At 38.4% G+C, this 21,976-nt stretch carries 22 protein-coding genes and 1 pseudogene; 5 read left to right on the top strand and 18 right to left on the bottom strand.

Annotation, left to right across the window (positions count from 1 at the left end; genetic code table 11):
- The 5 genes from AN490_RS13245 to AN490_RS13225 form a co-directional block, all read right to left on the bottom strand.
- A partial coding sequence (locus AN490_RS13245) for a PD-(D/E)XK nuclease family transposase (protein ID WP_300003965.1) occupies nt 1-175 on the bottom strand: 175 nt, incomplete at its 3' end.
- A gap of 84 nt (nt 176-259) precedes the next feature.
- The gene (locus AN490_RS13240; protein WP_300003962.1) at nt 260-1,987 is read right to left on the bottom strand and encodes an ABC transporter ATP-binding protein; all 1,728 of its coding nucleotides are present in this window, start codon (nt 1,985-1,987) and stop codon (nt 260-262) included.
- A gap of 54 nt (nt 1,988-2,041) precedes the next feature.
- The gene (locus AN490_RS13235) at nt 2,042-3,034 is read right to left on the bottom strand and encodes a D-alanine--D-alanine ligase (protein ID WP_300003959.1); all 993 of its coding nucleotides are present in this window, start codon (nt 3,032-3,034) and stop codon (nt 2,042-2,044) included.
- Between the two features lie 73 nt (nt 3,035-3,107).
- Nucleotides 3,108-3,506, bottom strand: a complete 399-nt coding sequence (locus tag AN490_RS13230; protein WP_366925040.1) for an SET domain-containing protein — start codon at nt 3,504-3,506, stop codon at nt 3,108-3,110.
- Between the two features lie 22 nt (nt 3,507-3,528).
- Entirely contained in the window at nt 3,529-4,686 is a 1,158-nt protein-coding gene (locus AN490_RS13225; RefSeq protein ID WP_300003953.1) for a KamA family radical SAM protein, read from the bottom strand.
- A 254-nt stretch (nt 4,687-4,940) separates the two neighbouring features.
- Between AN490_RS13225 and AN490_RS13220 the strand changes: the two genes are divergently transcribed.
- The gene (locus tag AN490_RS13220) at nt 4,941-6,035 is read left to right on the top strand and encodes a phosphotransacetylase family protein (RefSeq protein WP_300003950.1); all 1,095 of its coding nucleotides are present in this window, start codon (nt 4,941-4,943) and stop codon (nt 6,033-6,035) included.
- 624 nt (nt 6,036-6,659) lie between these two features.
- On the opposite strand, the pseudogene AN490_RS13215 reads toward AN490_RS13220, so the two are convergent.
- Nucleotides 6,660-7,076, bottom strand: a pseudogene (locus tag AN490_RS13215) (Ycf66 family protein); the annotation flags it as partial.
- 397 nt (nt 7,077-7,473) lie between these two features.
- On the opposite strand from AN490_RS13215, the gene gndA reads away from it, so the two are divergent.
- The gene (gene gndA, locus AN490_RS13210; RefSeq protein ID WP_300003947.1) at nt 7,474-8,904 is read left to right on the top strand and encodes an NADP-dependent phosphogluconate dehydrogenase; all 1,431 of its coding nucleotides are present in this window, start codon (nt 7,474-7,476) and stop codon (nt 8,902-8,904) included.
- Nucleotides 8,905-9,365: 461 nt separating this feature from the next.
- Here gndA and AN490_RS13205 read toward each other — a convergent pair whose 3' ends face one another.
- The 7 genes from AN490_RS13205 to AN490_RS13175 all read right to left on the bottom strand — a co-directional run bounded on the left by AN490_RS13205 (nt 9,366) and on the right by AN490_RS13175 (nt 12,848).
- A complete protein-coding gene (locus AN490_RS13205) occupies nt 9,366-9,959 on the bottom strand; it encodes a Uma2 family endonuclease (protein WP_300003943.1) in 594 nt (197 codons plus the stop codon).
- A gap of 362 nt (nt 9,960-10,321) precedes the next feature.
- Nucleotides 10,322-10,540 (bottom strand): type II toxin-antitoxin system HicA family toxin, encoded by a 219-nt coding sequence (locus AN490_RS13200; protein WP_053538668.1) that lies wholly within the window; start codon nt 10,538-10,540, stop codon nt 10,322-10,324.
- Nucleotides 10,541-10,759 (bottom strand): type II toxin-antitoxin system HicB family antitoxin, encoded by a 219-nt coding sequence (locus AN490_RS13195; RefSeq protein ID WP_027401156.1) that lies wholly within the window; start codon nt 10,757-10,759, stop codon nt 10,541-10,543.
- A gap of 345 nt (nt 10,760-11,104) precedes the next feature.
- Nucleotides 11,105-11,518 carry a PIN domain-containing protein gene (locus AN490_RS13190; RefSeq protein ID WP_300003932.1) on the bottom strand — a complete coding sequence of 138 codons (414 nt, stop codon included), beginning with the start codon at nt 11,516-11,518 and terminating at the stop codon, nt 11,105-11,107.
- On the bottom strand, nt 11,508-11,744 hold the full coding sequence (locus AN490_RS13185) for a hypothetical protein (RefSeq protein ID WP_300003929.1): 237 nt from the start codon (nt 11,742-11,744) through the stop codon (nt 11,508-11,510). Before AN490_RS13185 ends, AN490_RS13190 begins: the two co-directional genes overlap by 11 nt.
- 449 nt (nt 11,745-12,193) lie before the next feature.
- Nucleotides 12,194-12,607 (bottom strand): PIN domain-containing protein, encoded by a 414-nt coding sequence (locus AN490_RS13180; protein ID WP_148765465.1) that lies wholly within the window; start codon nt 12,605-12,607, stop codon nt 12,194-12,196.
- On the bottom strand, nt 12,594-12,848 hold the full coding sequence (locus AN490_RS13175; RefSeq protein ID WP_300003926.1) for a DUF2281 domain-containing protein: 255 nt from the start codon (nt 12,846-12,848) through the stop codon (nt 12,594-12,596). Before AN490_RS13175 ends, AN490_RS13180 begins: the two co-directional genes overlap by 14 nt.
- Before the next feature lie 693 nt (nt 12,849-13,541).
- On the opposite strand from AN490_RS13175, the gene AN490_RS13170 reads away from it, so the two are divergent.
- A complete protein-coding gene (locus AN490_RS13170; RefSeq protein WP_300003923.1) occupies nt 13,542-13,877 on the top strand; it encodes a hypothetical protein in 336 nt (111 codons plus the stop codon).
- A gap of 150 nt (nt 13,878-14,027) precedes the next feature.
- On the opposite strand, the gene AN490_RS13165 is transcribed toward AN490_RS13170, so the two are convergent.
- Both AN490_RS13165 and AN490_RS13160 read right to left on the bottom strand, forming a co-directional pair.
- The gene (locus tag AN490_RS13165; RefSeq protein WP_300003920.1) at nt 14,028-14,501 is read right to left on the bottom strand and encodes a hypothetical protein; all 474 of its coding nucleotides are present in this window, start codon (nt 14,499-14,501) and stop codon (nt 14,028-14,030) included.
- A gap of 116 nt (nt 14,502-14,617) precedes the next feature.
- Nucleotides 14,618-16,831 (bottom strand): phosphoketolase, encoded by a 2,214-nt coding sequence (locus AN490_RS13160; protein WP_300003917.1) that lies wholly within the window; start codon nt 16,829-16,831, stop codon nt 14,618-14,620.
- Nucleotides 16,832-17,140: 309 nt separating this feature from the next.
- On the opposite strand from AN490_RS13160, the gene AN490_RS13155 reads away from it, so the two are divergent.
- Both AN490_RS13155 and crtO read left to right on the top strand, forming a co-directional pair.
- On the top strand, nt 17,141-18,523 hold the full coding sequence (locus AN490_RS13155; protein WP_300003914.1) for a cytochrome P450: 1,383 nt from the start codon (nt 17,141-17,143) through the stop codon (nt 18,521-18,523).
- A gap of 181 nt (nt 18,524-18,704) precedes the next feature.
- Nucleotides 18,705-20,393, top strand: coding sequence for a beta-carotene ketolase CrtO (gene crtO / locus AN490_RS13150; protein ID WP_271824039.1), 1,689 nt, complete (start codon nt 18,705-18,707; stop codon nt 20,391-20,393).
- A 16-nt stretch (nt 20,394-20,409) separates the two neighbouring features.
- Here the strand turns inward: crtO and AN490_RS13145 are convergent, their stop codons facing one another.
- The 3 genes from AN490_RS13145 to AN490_RS13135 form a co-directional block, all read right to left on the bottom strand.
- A complete protein-coding gene (locus tag AN490_RS13145; RefSeq protein WP_015079766.1) occupies nt 20,410-20,928 on the bottom strand; it encodes a DUF456 domain-containing protein in 519 nt (172 codons plus the stop codon).
- Between the two features lie 129 nt (nt 20,929-21,057).
- Complete coding sequence (locus AN490_RS13140; protein ID WP_168696611.1) at nt 21,058-21,705, bottom strand: cofactor assembly of complex C subunit B; 648 nt, start codon at nt 21,703-21,705, stop codon at nt 21,058-21,060.
- Nucleotides 21,706-21,750: 45 nt separating this feature from the next.
- Nucleotides 21,751-21,897, bottom strand: a complete 147-nt coding sequence (locus tag AN490_RS13135; protein WP_300003909.1) for a hypothetical protein — start codon at nt 21,895-21,897, stop codon at nt 21,751-21,753.
- Nucleotides 21,898-21,976: the final 79 nt, after the last annotated feature.

The raw sequence follows: 21,976 nt of genomic DNA, 5'->3' as shown, positions 1-21,976 counted from the left end.
GTTCTGCTATGGTATCAGCTAGATTTTCTGGATTTTTAAAGGTTAATTGTTGAATTTGATGATGTATTGGTAGAAGTTGGTTGAGAAAATCAATGAGTAGATCTTTACTGCCTTCCTCACCGAACAGTTTCTTAAAACCGAAATCTGTATAAGGATTAAAGTATTTTGCGGACATAACTACTCCTCCAAGATTATTTTAATGAAATACTCGCTGAATAACTATGTATTTAGAAAAAGTATCTATAAGGCGTTGGCATACCTAAGCTGATACCACCTGCCAGAATGTCGAATATAGTCCATTTTGTGCAAGCAAATCTGAATGAGAACCTGAAGCAACTATGCCCCCGTTTTCCAGTACAAAAATCACATCTGCACGTAAAGCTTGAGTCAAGCGGTGAGTAATGACAATGATTGTACGTTCTTTGGCAATTTGCTCAATGGTAGTGAGAATTTCCGCTTCTGTGACAGGATCTAAAGCTGATGTAGCTTCATCAAGAATCAAAATTGCCGGATTTCTCACCAATACCCTAGCTAAAGCGATTCTTTGCCGTTGTCCCCCTGATAATTGTCCGCCGCGATCGCCTACTGTTGTATTATAACCTTGAGGTAAAGATAAGATAAAATCGTGGATTTCTGCGGCTTTAGCTGCGGTTTCTATTCGCTTATCAGTGGCTTTTAAATTACCCATACGGATATTTTCCCGCACTGAACAATTAAATAAAATCACATCTTGAGAAACCAGTCCAATTTGCGAACGGAGAGATTTTACAGTTACCTGACTTAAATCCACACCATCAAATAAGATTTTCCCCTCTTGAGGATCATAAAATCGCGTCAACAGATTAACAATTGTACTTTTACCCGCACCACTAGCGCCAACAAAGACGGCAAAATCACCTTGGCGAATTTTTAAAGACAGATTTTCAATTCCTCTGCCATTTTCACTGTATTTAAACGACACATTATCAAAATAAATTGACTGCTCAAAAGGCTGTAAATCTACTGCTTCTGGCACATCTTGAATTGTAGGAACTTCTTCTAAAATCTCCTGAATGCGTTGCATTCCTGCCGCACCATTGACTAAATGAGGTAGTCCCCAGCTAAAATAATTAATAGTAGAATTTAATCCGATCAATAACACCTGATTAGCAACTAATGTTCCCAATGAAATCCAATGCCAATATGTCATGATTGCGCTAATACCCAAAATCGTTATCTGCACTAAGATAAAAGTAATTTCAGGAATTCTCTGCACTAAGTAAGATAAAAATTTGGACTTGATATATACTTGCTGCAATTCTCCTAATTGGCTAGTAAAATCGGCTGACATTCTTTTTTCTAACCCAAATATTTTAATTACAGGTTGAGAAAGAATATTTTCCTCTATGACACTAGCAATATATCCTTCCTTGTCTCTGAGTTCATAACCTACCTCAGTCGCAAAACGGATAATTATAGAGGGTGCAAAACCACAAATAATTAAACCCACAGAACTCAAAATAGCTAATCTCCAATTGAGATAAAATAAATAAATACCTGAAAAAATCATATTACTAATATTTAGAAATATGACAGTCATGCCCTGAATAATGCCGTACTCAACCTTTTCCGCATCAGTCATAAACCGATTAACAAGATTACCCGCTGAATTTCTGCCGAAAAAATCCATTGACAAGTTTTGAATATGAGCAAACAAATCCTCACGTAGTTTATTAAGAATGAGAATACTCAAACGGGCATCAAAATAATCAATTAGCAAAATAATGATACTTAAGAAAATTGCTCCCACACTAAGAAATGACAAAATAAGAATTAGCAAATCATAATTCTGGGGAATAATTGTCTGATCAATAATGAATTTAAAACTTATACCAATTCCGGCGTTAAATGCTGCCTCAAATATCCGACCAACAATCAGAAACAACGCTATCCATTTGTAAGGATAAATATATTTACTGACTGTTTTTATAAAACCAGTAATATTCATTTTATTTTCTTAAAAAGATTTTTTTCAAATTACCTGATGTCTATTCAATACTGCTTATCCACATTGATATCTTTGCCATGCTGCATTAACTATAGTGCTAATAATTTCTGTATATGTTACACCTGCCAAACGCCCCATAATGGGCAAATCTGAATAGATATGATCCAGTCCTGGTAAAGGGTTAATTTCCAAAAACTGCAATACTCCATGAGCATCACAACGCAAATCTACACGGGCAGCATCACGAGAACCAAAGATATGATAAACTTCCAGTGCTAGTTTTTGTGCTTCTATCGCTAGTGGTTCAGAACTTATCAATAATTGATAGGCTATTCTGTCTAAATATTCCTTTTTATTCAAAGTTGTATAGGCCGATGTTTCAGCTTGGTCTGTAAAAATTACTTCCATCACTCCGACTACTTTAGCATTACTAGCATTACCAATAATTCCTACTGTCACTTCTCGACCAGGGAGGAAAGTTTCTACAAGAATAGGCTGTTGAAATTGGCTGTATAATGCTTGGTAAGTTGTCACTAATTTCGCCTTTTCTTTAACTAAAGATTGCCCAGTTATGCCTTTAGAACTACCCTCCGCTAAAGGTTTAAAAAAAAGTGGCATAGGTAAGGAAATATTAGCGGCTTCTGCGATGTCATTAACTACTATAAAAGGGGCTGTAGGTAAACCGCGATCGTGTACTATTCTTTTCGCCAATGCTTTATCTAAGGTCAAGGCACAGGTGAGAGGATCAGAAAATGTGTAAGGCTGGTCAAATAACTCACAAACTGCGGGAACTTGCGCTTCACGGGAACGGCCTTTTATTCCTTCAGCTATATTGAATATCAAATCCCAGCGTTTCCCATTTGCTAACCTCCGCACCAATTCTCTACCATTACCAATGGGTTCTACTTGATGACCTAAATTACCAAGGGCATTTTCCAACCCAATGATTGTTTCTTCATCATCAAATTCCATCACTTCAGTAGTGCTGAAACCAGCCTGAATATATTCTGTCTTCAAGTCATAACATAGACCAATAAATAACCCCATAAATCTCCGTCATTAAGTTTTCATTCTTAACTTTAATATCCAACTCAGACTTATTAATTGATAGAATATCCAATTATTCAATCTTTACTAAAGTTGGAGATATTTCTTCAACGACATCAAACCATATAGGAGATTGATTCTCACGGGAACCATTATAGTTAGCAGTAATTTCTTCTCCCACTTCTATATTTCGGTAGGCAATTAGCTCTACCTCACCTTCAACAAATTTCTTGACATAATAAGTATTGGGATTGTAAGAATGATTAATTAGGGATGCTAAACCCAGAGCGATCACCGCGGCTTTATTTTCCCAATCATAGTAATAGTTACCGAGAACTGTTTTATCAATTAATTCTACTTCTTCTGCGGGTATAATAACAACTGGTGCTGTCTGAATTATCTCTCCTTTCAAAAAGCACTTCTGTGCGAAAACTCCCCGACCTTTTAGGTTTGTATTGCCCACAATCAACATTTTAACGGTTCTCCTATGATTCCTAATTAATTGGATCTATATAACTAAAAGTCTTACCTTCCCAATTCTGCAATAATCCTTGACCATTCTCGTAAGTAATTAAAGTCTCCGGTTGAATAGGTACTTTACCACCACCACCAGGGGCATCAATTACGTAAGTTGGGACAGCATAGCCTGTAGTATGACCACGCAATTTAGATATTAAATTCAACCCAGTTTGAATACTTGTACGTAAATGTGCAGTCCCCACTACTGGGTCACATTGATAAAGATAATATGGGCGTACACGCAATTTTAGAAGACCATGAAACAAATTCTTCAAGGCTTGTTCTGAATCATTTACACCTTTGAGCAATACAGTTTGACAACCTAAAGGAATCCCACCATCAGCTAGTAAATCACAAGCTTGGGCTACTTCCGGCGTTAATTCCCGCACATGACAAAAATGTACAGATAGCCATACGCGATGTTTACGCAGTATAGTTACTAGTTCTGGGGTAATTCTCTGTGGTAAAAAACAGGGAACACGAGAACCAATTCGCACAAATTCAATATGAGCAATCCCCCGTAAACGTCCCAGTAAATTGTCTAAGACTTCATTGGACATCAGTAGAGGATCACCACCAGAAATTAACACATCACGAACTTCTGTGTGTTCTTCCAGGTAGGCAATAATCGCATCTAACCGCCGCTTAATGGGATTCATTTCCCCTTGACTAACCAAGCGGGAACGAGTGCAGTAGCGACAATAAGCAGCACAACTATCTAAAGCCAATAATAACACCCGGTCAGGATAACGGTGGACTAAGCCCGGAACAGGACTGTCATCATCCTCTCCACAAGGGTCTACCATATCCGTAGGACTGACGATGATTTCCTCTTGTTTTGGTATTACTTGTATCCGTAATGGACAACTTGCATTTTCAGGATCAAACAAAGACGCAAAGTAAGGTGTAACCGCCACAGCAAATTTATCTGTTGCTATCATTAAACCTTCAGCCTCTGCTGAAGTCAGTCTTAGTAACTTTTCAAAGTGTTCTAATTTAGTTAACCGATGTCGCATTTGCCACTGCCAATCTTGCCAGTTTTCTTCACTGTAGGTAGATCCCACAATTTCACAGATTTTTTGACGCTGAATACTGGTTGCTAAAGACTGATCTAAAACTGGATTGCTGATCATGATGCAAACTGATTTCTGTTCATTCTGAATTGTATATGTCTATGGGTAGATTGACAACGCAAATCAAAATGAGAATTGCTGAAGTTTGGACAATCAAAATCGCTACAATAGCTACCACAGCTAGATTTATTCCCATTTAATTTTGAAAATTCAGGCAATTAGGATAGCTATTGCTATTTACCTTCCGCCTATTGCACTAAAATTAGTAGACACCTAGCTGAGTTGTACAAACTTTTGAAATTAGGAGTGCATACGTGCCAACACTTGCTAAATACTTGCTGGTTGGATCAGTTGAAGCTTACAGTGGCAAATCTGCAACAGTTTTAGGTTTGTCTCATCAGCTAAAACAAAAAGGTTTGGACATTGCTTATGGCAAACCTTTGGGTAATTTTGTCAAGACATCTGCGGGAACAGTAGTTGAAGAAGATGTCCAGTTCATTACTCATAACCTTAACCTGCCAGACAACCGCATTGCTCCCACTTTATTATCTTTGGATGAAATTACTGTCCAGAAACGCTTACAGGGAGAAGATACAACTAACTATCAAGAGTCACTAGTACAAAAGTATTCACAAATACCAAAGAGTAATTTGGTAATCTTAGAAGGGCCTGCTAACTTATCAGAAGGAAATTTATTTGGATTATCCTTACTGGAATTAGCAGAAAAATTAGATGCTCCTGTACTGTTAATTAGCCGTTATCAATCACTAACTTCTGTTGAGGCCTTATTATTTGCTAAACAGCAATTAGGCAAACGGTTAATGGGTGTGGTAATTAATGAAGTACCTCACGAAAAATTAGAGTTAGTTAACACACTCTTACGCCCATTCTTGGAAAAACAGGATATTCCTATACTGGCAACATTACCCAAAAGCGATATCCTCCGCAGTGTCAGCGTTGGGGAATTAGTCAAGCAGTTAAACGCGGAAGTTCTTTGTCGGAGCGATCGCCTAGATTTATTAGTCGAAAGTCTAGCAATTGGGGCGATGAATGTCAATTCCGCCGTCAAATACTTCCGCAAACGCCAGAATATGGCAGTAGTGACAGGAGGCGATCGCGTTGAAATTCAACAAGCAGCCTTAGAAACATCTACTCAATGCCTCATCCTGACTGGACAACTACCACCCCCTGCCTTTATCCTCAACCGCGCTGAAGAGTTAGAAATCCCGATTTTATCCGTGGATTTAGACACTCTCACCACAGTAGAGATAATTGATCGCACCTTTGGTCAAGTTCGTGTTCATGAACCAATTAAAATAGAGTGCATTCGCTCTCTTATGTCTGAGCATTTTGATATTGACCGTTTATTATCCCAATTGGGACTTAATCCAGCGGCAGCAGTATCATAAACTACCCAGATTCCTTTGATTTATTAGAATCAGCAGCGTAAATCCTCTTAATTACTCCTCGATTGGTTTATTTAGTGGGATTTGTTCTGGCAATGCTTCCCCAACTGGTTTAACTTCCTCAATGGTCATATCAGACTTGTCGGCTGCTTCTGCGGCTAATAACTCTGATGTCACTGGATTTGGGGAACTTATTTCTGGTGCATCTGCCGTTTCGCTAGTTTCTTCTATGGCAATAACCACCTCAGTTTGAATTATCTCTACCACAGCTTCAGTTGACCCTGCTGTAGGAGTTTCGGAAATTACAACCTCAGTTTGAATGATCTCGACTACAGTTTCGGTTTCTCCTGTGATAAATGACTCGGAAATCACCACCTCAGTTTGAGTGATCTCTACCACAGTTTCCGGTGCTGTTGGCGGAATTACCTGTTCTTCCTCCATAACAGTGGGTGGAGTTGGTGCTACTTCTACCACTTCCAAAATAGGAGATTGAGAAAAAGTATCCGCTGATAAACTTTCAGTTGTAATTGCTGGGGTAGCAGTTACCGACTCATCTGGTAATACTGACGGTGGCGTTGCTTCAGTTGGAGTTGTTTGTAAAATCTCTTCAGCAGTTTTGATCACAGGCTTTTTATTCACAGTCTGCTGTATCTTCGCCTTAGCACCACCAAATACACCAGCAACGAAGCTTGATAACTGTCCAAATTTCTCTTTCACAGAAAACTTTGACATTTGCGATTGGAGACTAATCTTAATTAGCTCAGGACTGGGGAGAGGAGTTTGTTGTCCTTGGGGAGCAAGTTGTCGCCGTAATGAGAGAGTTTGCCAGCCAAACCATACCAACAGTGCCACACTAGCTACATGACCCAGTAACAGCCCCCCAGTAATTCGAGGTGCAAAAATCCATAATACTAAAGCGTAGAATAACCCAACGCCACTCCAGATGAAATCATTCTTGCGATGGATTTCTGGAAAAAAGAAGGCTGATAAATAAATGGCGAGACTGCCAAAACCGATTACCAACGCTAGAAAATAAGCCAGCATTTTTTAATCCTCCTTACTATTTAATTCGAGAAAGGGAACAGGGAACAGGGGGCAGGGGGAGTAGGGGGAGTAGGGGAAGTAGGGGGAGTAGGGGAGTAGGGGAAGTAGGGGAGTAGGGGAGTAGGGGGAGTAGGGGAGAAATTTCTTCCTTCTTCCTTCTTCCTTCTGAACTCCTGAACTCCTGCTATATGTATTTTAATTTTGCAAAATTTGGGACTAAATTGTGGACTTCAATACAAATTAAAATTAATTCATTGATCTGGGTGATGATTTCTTCACTTCTACAAAAACTCTTAATATCTTCTTTAGGAGTGAAGCGAAAATCTCGGACTACCCTTAAAGAGAAAGGATCTGCAAGAGAAAGAGCCAAACCCAAACAAAAGATTTGAACTGAACTATGACACTACAAAGCTTTGGTGTGATTGGATTAGCAGTTATGGGCGAAAATATCGCACTTAACGTAGAAAGAAATGGCTTCCCAATTGCAGTTTACAACCGCTCTCGTGAAAAAACCGATGCCTTCATGGCGCACCGCGCCCCAGGACGGAACGTTAGAGCCGCTTTTAGCCTCGAACAATTTGTCGCCTCATTGGAACGTCCCCGCAAAATTTTGGTGATGGTACAAGCTGGTAAGCCTGTTGATGCGGTAATTCAACAGCTTAAACCTTTGCTAGAAGAAGGTGATATCATTATTGACGGTGGTAACTCTTGGTTTGAAGATACCGAAAGACGCACTCAAGAATTAGAACCCATCGGTTTACGCTATATCGGTATGGGTGTGAGTGGTGGTGAAGAAGGAGCTTTAAATGGACCTTCTCTCATGCCCGGTGGCACAAGAAGCTCCTACGAGTACCTATCCCCCATTTTCAACAAAATCGCGGCTCAAGTTGATGATGGTCCCTGTGTAACCTACATTGGTGCTGGTGGTTCTGGACACTATGTAAAAATGGTTCACAACGGTATTGAGTACGGCGATATGCAGTTAATTGCAGAAGCTTACGATCTGCTGAAAAATGTGGCTGGTTTAAGTCCAGCACAACTCCATGAAGTCTTTGCTCAATGGAATACAACTGACGAACTCAATTCATTTTTGATTGAGATTACCGCGAATATTTTCCCCTACGTAGATCCTGATACCAAGATTCCCCTCGTTGATTTGATTGTTGACGCAGCCGGTCAAAAGGGAACTGGTCGTTGGACTGTACAAACTGCTTTAGAATTGGGTGTAGCTATTCCGACAATTACAGCAGCGGTAAATGCTCGAATTCTCTCTTCAATTCGAGATGAACGGATTGCTGCTTCTAAGGTCATCACCGGACCAAATGCTAAGTATGGTGGTGATATTGCAGCTTTTGTGAACATGGTGCGTGATGCTCTTTATTGTTCCAAAATCTGTTCTTATGCTCAAGGTATGGCGCTGTTATCTACAGCTTCCAAAACTTACAATTGGGATTTAAATCTGGGCGAAATGGCGCGGATTTGGAAAGGTGGTTGTATTATTCGCGCTGGTTTCTTGAATAAGATTAAGAAAGCATTTGACGAAAATCCCGCTTTACCTAACTTGTTGTTAGCGCCTGAATTTAAGCAAACAATTCTCGATAGACAAGCTGCTTGGCGTGAAGTAATTGTCACTGCTGCTAAATTGGGTATTCCTGTTCCAGCTTTCAGTGCTTCTTTAGATTACTTCGATAGTTACCGCCGCGATCGCTTGCCACAAAACTTAACTCAAGCACAACGGGACTACTTCGGAGCTCACACCTACAAACGAACTGACAAAGAAGGATCTTTCCACACTGAGTGGGTTCCTATTGCTGAAGCTCAGAAGTAAGATACTTCTGGTTAAACTTTCAAGTTAATTCTTGCCATTTATTTCGGCAAAATTGCCTGTAGGGGCGGGGAAACCCCGCCCTTAATTGTAAGATTAATACTAAGTTTTTAGATTAAGAGTCAATGATAACTTTAAATATTATACGAACACGTAAATGCCGAACCTTTTTGAAACAAATAAAGTATTTTGACAGAAGATACTAGTGTGTTAATTTTGACGGATAAGCCAGGGATTTCCTTCATGCAGAAAGTGTGATAGAAAAAAGAATACCCGAAATCCGATAAAAAGGTTTTAGGGAAACAAAACAATGTCATGGTTCTATTGTCTTCTCTTATTTACATGATAGTTGGTAATGCTTGAGTGAGATAATGTAAACAGATACAGGGTTTTTGGGTTGTAATTTAGGGTTATTACTGCTGGGTATTGTTGGGTTTTCTTGCGTCAACTCAACCTACAAACTACTACTTTTTAATACCTTTAATAAATGCTGTTCTTGCATCAATAATGTAAGGCATTAAAACACAACTCGCCAATAAATCTATATCGAAATCTGGCAATAATTCACTTTGGTTAATTTGCTCATAATTACCATTTTTGAGATGATATAGAGACAATTGATTATTTTCCCAAAACCAAACTTCGGTAATATTAAATCTTTTGTATTTTTCTAGTTTATCAATACTGCCACTGGTAATATTAACTTGAATTGCTAAATCTGGATTTGCTTTTTTATCTCCGATGTAATAAGATTCATCAGGTTCAAAGGAAGCACTTTTTTCTTTTGCGCGACGAGTAGCACTACCTACTGGGATAAAGTTTATCCCTTTTTCAAAAAGATATGCTTCTATCAAAATAGCGATAATTTTTTTGATATTTTCGTGTTCTTCACCAAGTGTCATAAATTCGATGTACCCATCAAGATAAGTTATCCGCAAATTTCCTGCGTCTGCGGTTAAGGTTTCTATTATTTCAAATTCTTTCCAGGTGTAATAACCAGGTAGAAGAAATCGCTGTTCGGAAATTGTGGTAGTTTTGTCTAGGATTTGGAGAGTCATAGTAATTTTATGGTTATGACTTTAATCTTGATTATAACTCATGGTCGGGTGATAATTCTCAGGTGAGGTGAATCTTTCCAGGTGTATCTGTCATGGTTCTATTATCTTCTCTTATTTACACGAACTGCTTGCAGCAGCGCTTCGCTATCGCCCTAACATCCCTAGTAATAGTTGGGTGAAATAATGTAAACAGATACAGGGTGAGGTTTTCAGGTGCGAACTGCTTGCAGCAGCGCTTCGCTATCGCCCCCGTAATCCCTGGTAATGGTTGAGTGAGATAATGCAAACAGATACAGGGTTTTTGAGTTTTAATAAGTGCGTTATTAATAGTGGGTTATTTTGTTATTAACCCACTGAAAATATTACTTATTTCCTAAAAATTCATCTACGGTAATTCCTGCTTGTCTAATTAAACTTCTGAGTAACCCTGGTGCTAGTTCTTTATGATTGGGAACTGATAAAATGGGTTTTGATTCGTGCCAAAGTATGATATGACTTCCGGTTTGATGATCTACAGCATAGCCAAATTTTTCAAAGATTTTGACTGTTTGTTTACCGGAAATATTTGATAAACGTCCCATTTATACTACTACTTCCCCTACAAAAGATTGAGATTCTTTGGTTACATAGGGTTTACCATGTTTTTCTAATACGTGAAGATAGCCTTTGATAGCATCTTTGATATTTTCAATTGCTTCATCTAAGTTTGTACCTTGACTGACACAACCAGGAAGTTCTGGTACTTCAGCAACGTAACCTAGATATTCTGAATCATAGGTGAATATTACTTGAAATTTCATACAGGAGGGGTTTGTATATTTGTGTGCTGATTATTAATATATCTAATTTTCTTGGCTAGTTGTTTGAGGATTTGATTTAGTTCGGGTGGTGAGGTGAATATTTACACGATCTGCTTGCAGCAGCGCTTCGCTATCGCCCCACTAATCCCTAGTAATGGTTGAGTGAGATAACGTAAACAGATACAGGGTAAGCTTTTCAGGTGCGAACTGCTTGCAGCAGCGCTTCGCTATCGCTCCACTAATCCCTAGTAATGCTTGAGTGAGATAATGTGAACAGATACAGGGTTTTTAATAGTGGCTTATATTGTTGTTAAGCCACCCTACAGGAATTAAAAAGATATGAAATCAAACAAATGGATTGATAATTCTTACCTTATTCTCTATTAGTTGATTATGTTGCATATCTTCTGAGTAAATGATGGAACAGTCACTTAATAAAGCTGTAGCTATAATCAAACTATCCCAGTAAGAGTAGTTATATTTTGCATTGATTTCTAATGCTTGTATAACTTCTGTTGTGTTGATTGCCTGAATCGAAAAAGTATTCACTATATCTGATATGATTGTAATTGCATCTGTTTTTGTTGTGAATTTTTTTCTAGTTAAAACATGAAATAATTCACCTAAAACCTGAGTGCTAACTAACAGGGATGAAGAATTATTTTTGATGATTTCTGCAACTTGCTGGGATTTTTCTGGCGGATTTTTAGCATAGAGATAAATCCAGAGGTTACTATCGAGAAAAATTTTATCTATCATAAATTTCTTCTCGATTAAATTTGTAGTCTGGGGGAAGTGGGAAGGAGTAGTGATTAACTCGCGCTAAGAATTGCTGTATTTTCGATTCTTGAGAATCTATTGCTTGTGTAGATTCGCTGGGTTCAAGAATCATAATTTGTATGGTTTTACCTTCTAATTCGGAACTTAGTTTTTCATTTAAAATAAGTTCACCGTTGGTACAGGTTGCTTGGATAATTTGCAGCATTATGAATAACCTTAAATCCTATATAAAATTTTTCGGTATGATCCTATTATAAACTACGTACCGATAATTCTCAGGTGAGGTGAATATTTACACGATCGCCCTAAACATCCCTAGTAATGGTTAAGTGAGATAACGTAAACACATACAGGGTAAGCTTTTCAGGTGCGAACTGCTTGCAGCAGCGCTTCGCTATCGCCCTAAACATCCCTAGTAATAGTTGAGTGAGATAACGTAAACAGATACAGGGTAAGCTTTTCAGGTGCGAACTGCTTGCAGCAGCGCTTCGCTATCGCTCTACCAATCCCTAGTAATGGTTGAGTGAGATAATGTAAACAGATACAGGGTAAGGTTTTCGGGCTGCGAACTGCTTGCAGCAGCGCTTCGCTATCGCCCCACTAATCCCTAGTAATGGTTGGGTGAGATGATGTGAACAGATACAGGTAATTACTTCAAAATAGCAAATTTTCAAAAGGATAATTTTGCTTCCAACGATAGGTGTTAAAGTCACGCTGATCTACTGAAAAAATTCGCCCATGTCCTAAATGTTCTGCTAAAATTACTAGGGAAGCATCAGCTAAATCCATTGGCAGATTAGCATATTTTTCCATTAATTTAATAATTTGCGGAGTATGGTGAGGCTCTAAATTAAAGATTGTAAATAATTCTTTTTCCAGACTATTTAAAAAAGTGACTTGAGCTTGAACTCCTTTGCGAGTTAGCAAAAGATAACAGGTTTCTGTAACAACACACCATGTTGTAATTAAAGGCTCATTGTATTTTTTTAAAGCTTGTTTTGCTGTTGCGTGGTAGGTGTCTTTTTGGTCAATGAGAGCTAACCAGAATCCTGTATCAACTATGATCATATTTGTTTGGTAATGTATTAGCTAAAACTTCTTTATATGTGGTTGATAAATTTTCTTCCACAGCACAACAACCAATTAATCCAATTTCATCAAATTTTTCATAGATACTTTTTTGTTGATGATGATTTTCTGGTTTTGGATAACGGTTTTTGAGTAATTGAATAAAATTTAGTAGTAAGATTTGCGCTTCTTCTGGTAAAGTGTCAATATCTTTAGATATTTCTGCAATTTTTATTACCATGATTAACTCCTCTATTGAGTAAATTTTTTCGGTATGATCATATTATAAGCTACGCACTAAAGATCCCCGACTTCTTTTCAGGATTTTTCTATCATATCCATAATTAATCTTAGAAGTCGGGGATCTGAATCAGGTGAGGTGAATATTTCCAGATGTATCTGTTATGCTTCTATTGTCTTCTCTTATTTACACGATCGCCCCACTAATCCCTAGTAATGGTTGAGTGAGATAACGTAAACATATACAGGGTAAGCTTTTCAGGTGCGATCGCTCTACTAATCCCTAGTAATAGTTGAGTGAGATAATGTAAACAGATACAGGGTAAGGTTTTCAGGTGCGATCGCCCTAAACAGCCCTAGTAATAGTTGAGTGAGATAACGTAAACACATACAGGGTAAGGTTTTTAGGTGCGATCGCTCTACTAATCCCTAGTAATGGTTAGGTGAGATAATGTAAACAGATACAGGGTTTTCGGGCTGCGGATCGTTCTATTAATCCCTAGTAATGCTTGGATGAGATAACGTAAACAGATACAGGGTTTTCGGGTTGTAATTTAGCGTTATTAATATTGTTGGGTTTCCTTGTGTCAACCTACCCTACAAACTTATGGTTTACTTAATTCAGAATTGACAAAATTTACAAACATATGTAGTATATTAATACATAGACTTTTAAAAAGCTTATCAAGTTCCCATGAATTATTCAAATCAAACTATCTCATCAGATGTTTCAAGTAAATATTTGTTCCCTGAGAAAATGGCAGAAATTATTACTCACAATACAGGTGATTTATGGTCTGGACAAAAGGTAAATAGAGAACTTGTAAAATTAGGGCTTCAATATCGTAACTCTAATAATCAATGGGAACGTACTCAATATTGTCTAAGTTCAAAGGCATTTTGTACAAGCAATGGTTCTGTATTAATGTGGAATTCAAAGTTGATAAATATCATCATTGAATCTGTATATCGCACAAACACATCATTGAATCTTCAAAGTATTATACTTGAGGAACAATACAATATTTAGCTAATTGGCTAATTCGTACTAAATTTAATCAGAATGAAAGGTGGGTTAAGCATATCAGATCACATACTAAAGATGGAGACCTGCGACGTTACCCACCATTTACTATGAATGAGTTTGCATTTAGTAGATTATTCTATTCGTAATCTAATTTTACTTGTATTCAGACATATAATATTCACAAGTGTTAATGTTACTACTATGAGAGGGTGTAGCCACCATTATATAGTAAATTCCTGCTTTTTTTGGGTTAAATTGAATAAGATTCGATTGTCTAGAAGGTTTACTAGAAGTTTCTACTTGTCCTTGATTATCGAGTATAGACATCTCTATAGTGTAACAATAGGTATTATCTTTTAATGAACCAAGAAAAACGTAAGACGTATCAGCATCTAAATTGATAGGAATTAAGTCTATATCATCACCATTATAACCTGTTCCTCCATAATGCGGATTATCTTTGTATGAATATTCTCCTTTTTCAACTATATCGAAATAATCAGCTTTATGGTATCCTCTCAGTTCTAATATTTGTTCAATACCCGATGCACTGGCTGAGGAAACAAAAGCAATATTGATCAACAAGAAAAATAGAAAGAAATAGCGAATTAATTTTTTAACTTTCATAAATTAATGTTTCACCTAAAACACATCACTTACAACCCTAAAACCTAACGTCTCAAAACACAATCGCAAATATACGCATCGTAATAATAATTTACGTGCGTATATCTGCGTTCTAATTAATGCACCAACTCAATAGCCCGCTTAGTCAACGCCTCCGCAGTTAACCCATTAAAAGCCATCAACTCACCCGCACTAGCGGTAGTTTCCCCACGCTTCCAGGCAAAAGAATCACGCTGAGAATTACTGCGTAACATGATAGGTTCTAACATCGCCGCAGCGCCACCTGTCACACCAATTAAGGCATCTCCACCAAACAATTGCTCAAAATCGGCATCACTTAAAAAACCGTTATCAGGTTCAGAACAAGTATCCCAAGCAGTATCATGAGGACGATATAAACGACGAGGATTGATAATAGAAACAATCTTCACACCAATACCTTCAGTTTCTAAAAAAGCCGCCGCTTCAAACACAGGAATTAAAGTCAAATCGCCAATTACAGCAAATACAACAGTCTTCCCACCAGCCACTTCATGTAATAACACCGCACCATCAATTAAGCCTTTTTCAGTTTGGGCAAAGGTGCTACGAATTGGCAAAGGAGACTTACTAGCAGTAATCACAATGCCCTTATTTTTTGTTTGCAAAGCCCAGTCATAACAGACTTGAATACTGTTAGCATCAGGGGGAAATAATGGGAAGACATTTCCGGTTCTCATCAAAGAAGCAAAATAAGCTTCAATTTCTGGTCTTTGGTGAGTCCAACCGTTGCGTCCTTGTTCTAAAGCCCCGGCTGTAAATAATGTAATTGTTGAGGGTGTTTTGCGGCGTAATTCTGCCATTGCTTGGGTGACAGTTTGCCAAATTGGTAAACCATTGATAGCAAAAGATTCATAGGAACACCACAAAGTTCTCGCCCCCATTAAGGATAAACCAGCTGCTAAACCTGCACAAGCATCTTCGCTCAAAGGTTCGTAAACTTGACCTCCTGGGGCTTGATGATAGGTGTCATCGGTGGTGGGATGAATGATTTTTAATGCCTCATTAATATTACCAATTCCTGAAGCGGCGTTACCATCGGCGTTAGTCACAAGGAAGTTTTTATCTTTATTTCCTACTACTCCCACTAGCTTACCCATGACAGTTGTAGAAACTTGGGGAACTGCCCCAACTTGATATTCTACTAATGGTAATTCGCCAATTTCTGCTAAGGGTAATTCAAATTCTGTGACTACTGTTTTCGCAGCCGGACCACCTCCAGCCCGTTCCGCATTTGTCCGCACAATTTGCCATGCTGGGGCTGATAATGCCCGTTTTTGTAAGGCGCTGACGATATGGGGCGCGGTTAAAGTATCTTGAGGATAGAGGTTGTGGGATTTTGCCCCTAAAGCGTGAACCCCTGCCCCTTTGAGTTGTTTGATAATAAATACGGTCAATTTACCGCCGAGTGCTGAACGGGCGGCTTTATCCATACCGAGTAATACGGCTTTGGTAAATTCTAGGCGTTTGGCAAAGGAAAATACCGTACTATCAACATATTCACCTGCTTGGTTTTGGTCGTCAAAATCTTTGGCGTTGACTAATACGACTTCGGCAAAACCGTTACCTTGCCAATAGGCTATCATCTCTGCGTTGGTCTTCAGAGATACCATGCTGTGGTGTTCTTGGCTGTAACCGTTCCACACTAATATGGGTAAGAAGTTGGTAGCGGTGGGGTAAGCGGTGTTAAAATGTGCCATTGCACTCATGATATAGGGTTCACCCAGTCCCCCGTCTCCCAGGGTGAAGGGGAAGAGTTTATCACGGTGCAACAGGGCTGCGGCCATGGCGAAATGTTGTCCTTGTCCCAGGGGTCCAGCCGGTGCGAGAATACCGGGAATGTAGCCGGATAGGTGTCCTAATAATCCATGCTTTTCTCGAAAGCGATCGCCCAATTGTTGTACTGTAGAAATTCCCATGTCTTCTAGTGATCTGTCTAGGAACATGGCACTATAGAAACCGGGGGCGTGATGTCCGACTTCGGTGATAATGTTTTTATGTCCCAGCATGACCAAAGCTGCATAAGCCTCCGCTTGGCTGGCAAAACCGCCGGGATGTCCAGAAGCCTTACTACCAGTGATGTGTAGGGTGAGATAGCGTAGGGCATCAGCCGCCAGTAAGGTTTGATATACTGCTGTTGTATCTGTGGGATTTGTTATAGATATATTACCAGATGCGATCGCTGGTGTTGCCCCATAAGTTTCAAAATCTGGCAATGCTTCCCCAAAATATTGTATCCCTTCACAAAAATTTGGAACTGCGGAAGCTGCTTTTGTCGTAATTGTTGTCATGCTGAGTACCTTAATAAAATCGGAAAAACTAGAGATTCTGGTTTAATGTAACCAAGATTTTACATCTTTGAGGATCTAATAGTTAATTGCTTTTTCGCAATATCACCATAAGTAGCTTAAATACTCATCTCACATGATTACTTGTTTTTCCTTTCATGTCATTACATCAGTATACGTAGGGGTTTAGCAGTGCTAAACCCCTACACATCTAGTTTTTTTGATAATCTTGTGAAAATTCAAATCTCAAGGGTTTATAGTTGAAGTTGAGTTATTCTGTAATTAATTGTGTAATCAAAACAGGAGAAAATTATGCAACTACTACCAGGACCAAAAGTATCAGCTACTATTCAAGTTTTAAACTGGATATTCAGACCCATGAGTTATTTGACAGAATGTGCCAAGACTTATGGTGATTTGTTTACTCTAAAATTGGAAAGTAATTTACCACCAATTTTATTTGTTCATTCTCCTGAAGCTATCCAGCAAATATTAAGTAATGATCACAAGGACTTGGAAGCACCAGGAGAATTAAATAGTATTTTTGAATATTTACTCGGTAAAAATTCTGTCATTACTCTTAGTGGTAAAGAACATCAACGTCAACGGCAATTAATTATGCCTCCTTTTCATGGGGAAAGAATGCGAAGTTATGCTGAATTAATTGAAAATATTACCATAAAAACTATCAATAAACAACCAAAAAATCAACCTTTTAATATTAGAAATGTTTCCCAAGAAATTACTCTTCAGATTATGATGGAAGCTGTTTTTGGGATTTATGAAGGAGAACAAGCTGAAAACCTGAGACATTTACTTTGTGAAATTATTGAACAAAGTAGTGTTCCTTGGAGAGTTGCTTTTCTCTATTTTCCCAAATTGAAAGAGGTAATTGGTATTTCGGAACTTTGGAAACAACAAATAAAGAAACAGGAAAAAGCTGACCAACTCATTTATCAGGAAATTCAACAAAGAAGAGAAAATTTTGATCCTCAACGGACAGATATTCTTACTTTACTTATGTCCTCTAGGGATGAAAATGGTGAACCTATGACGGATGAAGAATTAAGAGATGAATTAATGACCTTATTATTCGCAGGTCATGAAACTACAGCTACAGCCATTTCTTGGGCATTTTATTGGATTCATAAACTTCCAGACGTTCGAGAAAAGCTATTAACAGAATTGGACAGTTTAGGAGAAAATCCTGATTCTAATACTATCTTTAAATTGCCATATTTAACTGCTGTCTGTAATGAAACATTAAGGATTTATCCCATAGCAATGCTCACTTTTCCTAGAAAGGTAAAAACACCTATTTCTCTTTGTGGTTATCAACTTGAAGCAGGTACAATTATTATGGGTTCAATTTATTTAACTCATCAACGGGAAGATATTTATCCTCAACCCGAAAAATTCAACCCAGAACGCTTTTTAGAAAAACAGTTTTCTCCCTATGAATTTCTACCTTTTGGTGGTGGTGCAAGACGTTGTATCGGTTTAGCATTTGCCCAAATGGAAATGAAATTAATATTAGCTAAAGTTCTGAAAACATGGTCAATGAAATTAGTTAATACCGATGAAATTAAACCACAAAGACGGGGTTTAGTTACAGGTCCAAATGGTCCGATAAATTTAGAAATTCAGAATCTTCGTCAACCAAAATCTGCAAACTTAGAAACAGCAACAGTTTAATCTAGGCAATAATTTATCCAACCAAACCAAAACCAAAAACCAGATCCCCGACTTCTTTAAGAAGTCGGGGAATCTATTATAATCTATAATATATTTATTATATTTATTGTAACTAATTTACTTGCAATTTTCGCCAAATATTAATAATATAAAAAAGCCAGGTTTTTATATCATCAGAGATATGCAAGAATACGACGTTATCATCATCGGTGCTGGACACAACGGCTTAGTTTGTGCGGCTTATTTACTCAAAGCAGGTTATAGCGTCCTTCTACTAGAAAAACGTCCTGTTCCCGGTGGTGCAGCCACAACAGAAGAATGTATCCCAGACAAAGCACCAGGTTTTAAATTTAACTTGTGTGCCATTGACCATGAATTTATTCATTTGGGTCCAGTAGTAGAAGAATTAGAACTGACAAAATATGGCTTAGAATATCTAGAATGTGACCCAGTTGTTTTTTGTCCTCACCCCGACGGTAAATATTTTTTAGCCCATAAATCCTTAGAAAAGACCTGTGCAGAAATCGCTCGTTATAATGAAAGAGATGCTAAAAAATATGCCGAGTTTACAAATTATTGGCAACGGGCAATTAACGCCATGATTCCCATGTTTAATGCCCCACCCAAATCAATTATAGATATTTTTGGTAACTACAATCTGCAACAAGTTAAAGATTTATTTTCTGTAGTTGGTTCTCCCGCCAAAAGTTTTGATTTTGTGCGAACAATGTTAAACAGCGCCGAAGATATTCTTAATGAATGGTTTGATGAAGAATTTCTCAAAGCCCCCCTATCTAGATTAGCATCAGAATTAGGTGCGCCACCTTCTCAAAAAAATCTGGCAATTGGGGTGATGATGATGGCTATGCGTCATAATCCTGGAATGGCTAGACCTCGCGGCGGTACAGGTGCATTGGTGCAAGCTTTGGTGAAATTAGTTAAGAGTAAAGGTGGGGTAATTCTCACAGACCAGCACGTAGAAAAGATTTTAATTGATGATGGTAAAGCGGTAGGAGTTAGGGTAGCAGGTGGTAAAGAATATCGAGCAAAACAGGGAGTAATTTCTAATATTGATGCTCAAAGATTATTCTTACAAATGACAGAAAAAAGTGATATTGATGCCGTTGATCCTGATTTGTGGGAAAGGTTAGAACGACGGATTATCAATAACAATGAAACCATTCTGAAAATAGATTTAGCATTAGATGAACCTTTGCATTTTTCTCATCATGATCATAAAGATGAATATCTCATTGGTTCAATTCTCATTGCTGATTCCATGAATCATGTAGAACAGGCTCATAATAAATGTACAATTGGCGAAATTCCCGATTCTGACCCCTCCATGTATCTCGTCATGCCTAGCGCTCTTGACCCTAGTTTAGCACCACCTGGTAAACATACTTTATGGATTGAATTTTTTGCTCCTTATCAAATTGCTAATGCAAAAGGTACAGGTTTAAAAGGGACAGGTTGGACTGATGAATTGAAAAACAAAGTTGCAGATAGAGTAATTGACAAATTAGCAACTTACGCCCCCAATGTGAAGAAAGCAACTATCGCTAGAAGAGTAGAAAGTCCGGCAGAATTAGGAGAAAGATTAGGGGCATACAAAGGGAATTATTATCATATTGATATGACAATGGATCAAATGATCTTTTTCCGACCTTTACCCGAATTAGCTAATTATAAAACCCCCATTGATAATCTCTTTTTAACAGGTGCAGGAACACATCCAGGTGGCTCAATTTCCGGTATGCCAGGACGCAATTGTGCGAGGGTATTTTTGCAGAATAAGCAACCTTTTAGTCAGGCTTTAAAGGATGCTCGAAATTCAATTAAGTCTACAGTTAATTCGGTATTTGGATAGACGGTTTTTATCCAGGTTAACTACCATATACCTGCGGCCAAGTTGTCAACAAAAATACTACAACCGCGCTGATAGCTAAGACACCTTGAATCAAATTCCCCACCACTGTACCGACAGTAATTCCTATACCAGCTTTTACCGCAGGCCATAATTGACGTTGATAAAGAAACTCACCAACAATTGCTCCTAACAGTGGTCCAAATAAAATCCCTAATAATGGACCACCAAAAGGTAAAGCTGGTAATAATCCAAAAAACCCCAGTAATAAACCCACAAATGCGCCAATTTGTCCCCACTTACTCGCACCGGCTTGTTTTGCTCCGATATAACCAGCCAGGAAATCAACTCCTGTACTTAGAAGTAAAACAATGATTGTCACAATCAGGGGAATTTTGATAGCTGCAAAGGAATTACTGACGATTCCCCAGATAATAATAGATATTAAAATTAAGCTACTTCCAGGGATAGCTGGAACTACAGCACCGATAATCCCTACGAACATTACAGCCACTAAGAGTAAATAAATAATTTGCATAATTCAAAATTTATAACTTTTATAATCTCGTTAATCTCGTTCCCAGTCTCCGACTGGGAATGTTCATCACGCGGCTCTGCCGCTAGTAACGGGAGGGAGAGCCTCAAAGTTAGCATTCCTAGCCAGAGTCTAGGAACGAGAATGACCAAGAGTAACAGCTAATTTATCGGCAATTCCCGCAATCCAGTTTTCATCTTGTTTAGTGTAACTGCGCGGAGCATTTGCTGCTAAAATTAAAACCCCTTCTTTACCAATTGGTTGACAAATTACACCTTGTGTGTTTTCTGGTAAATAGTCAAATTCGATTTTACCAGGATAGACATACAAAGCAACTAAATAAATTGGCTTTTGTGTTTCTAATACTTTTTTTAAAATTATTCCTGGTACTACTTCCGATTTAGCAGCCAGAATACCGCGACGTAATAAAACTTTACCTTGATAATAAACTATGAGCGATCGCGTCACTGTATTAGTTAATAATAACCGCGTTGCCCAGGCTAATTCTATTTTCGCGGCTTCTGGTAATTCTGGATCTAAAAAAAATCCCTCTTCCCCAATTAATTCTACTGTCTCCGGTGTGCGCGGCTGTACCTGTTGCCAAATTAAACCAGTTAAAATTAACACCGCACTCAAAATTACCCCCAGCACATCTCCTCGTGCTTGGGAATTTGTCAGTTGCGGTGTTAACAACCGATTCATTAACAAAAGCACAGCACCTAAACCCCCAACAACTAAGGGTAAACGCCGTAAAACTCGATTGGGATCTGATTTGGTCATTTGTCCGTTGTCCGTTGTCAGTTGTCAGTTGTCCGTTGTCAGTTGTTAGTTATCCGTTGTTATTGGGAAAATTCCTACTTCCCCTACTCCCCCTACTCCCCCTACTCCCCCTACTTCCCCTACTTCCCCTACTCCCCCTACTTCCCCTACTCCCCCTACTTCCCCTACTCCCTCTGTCCCCTGTCTCTGCATTTAATCTCATAAAATTGTAGTTTTCCGTAGTCAAACGTAGCTATATCCGTCACTACAATGAACCTTAGTAATATCTTTC

Origin of the sequence: Anabaena sp. AL09, assembly GCF_001672255.1 — a bacterium.
Taxonomy (GTDB): domain Bacteria; phylum Cyanobacteriota; class Cyanobacteriia; order Cyanobacteriales; family Nostocaceae; genus Dolichospermum; species Dolichospermum lemmermannii.
The sequence above is the reverse complement of the archived record's forward strand: the minus strand, read 5'-3'. Positions and strand labels throughout refer to the sequence as shown.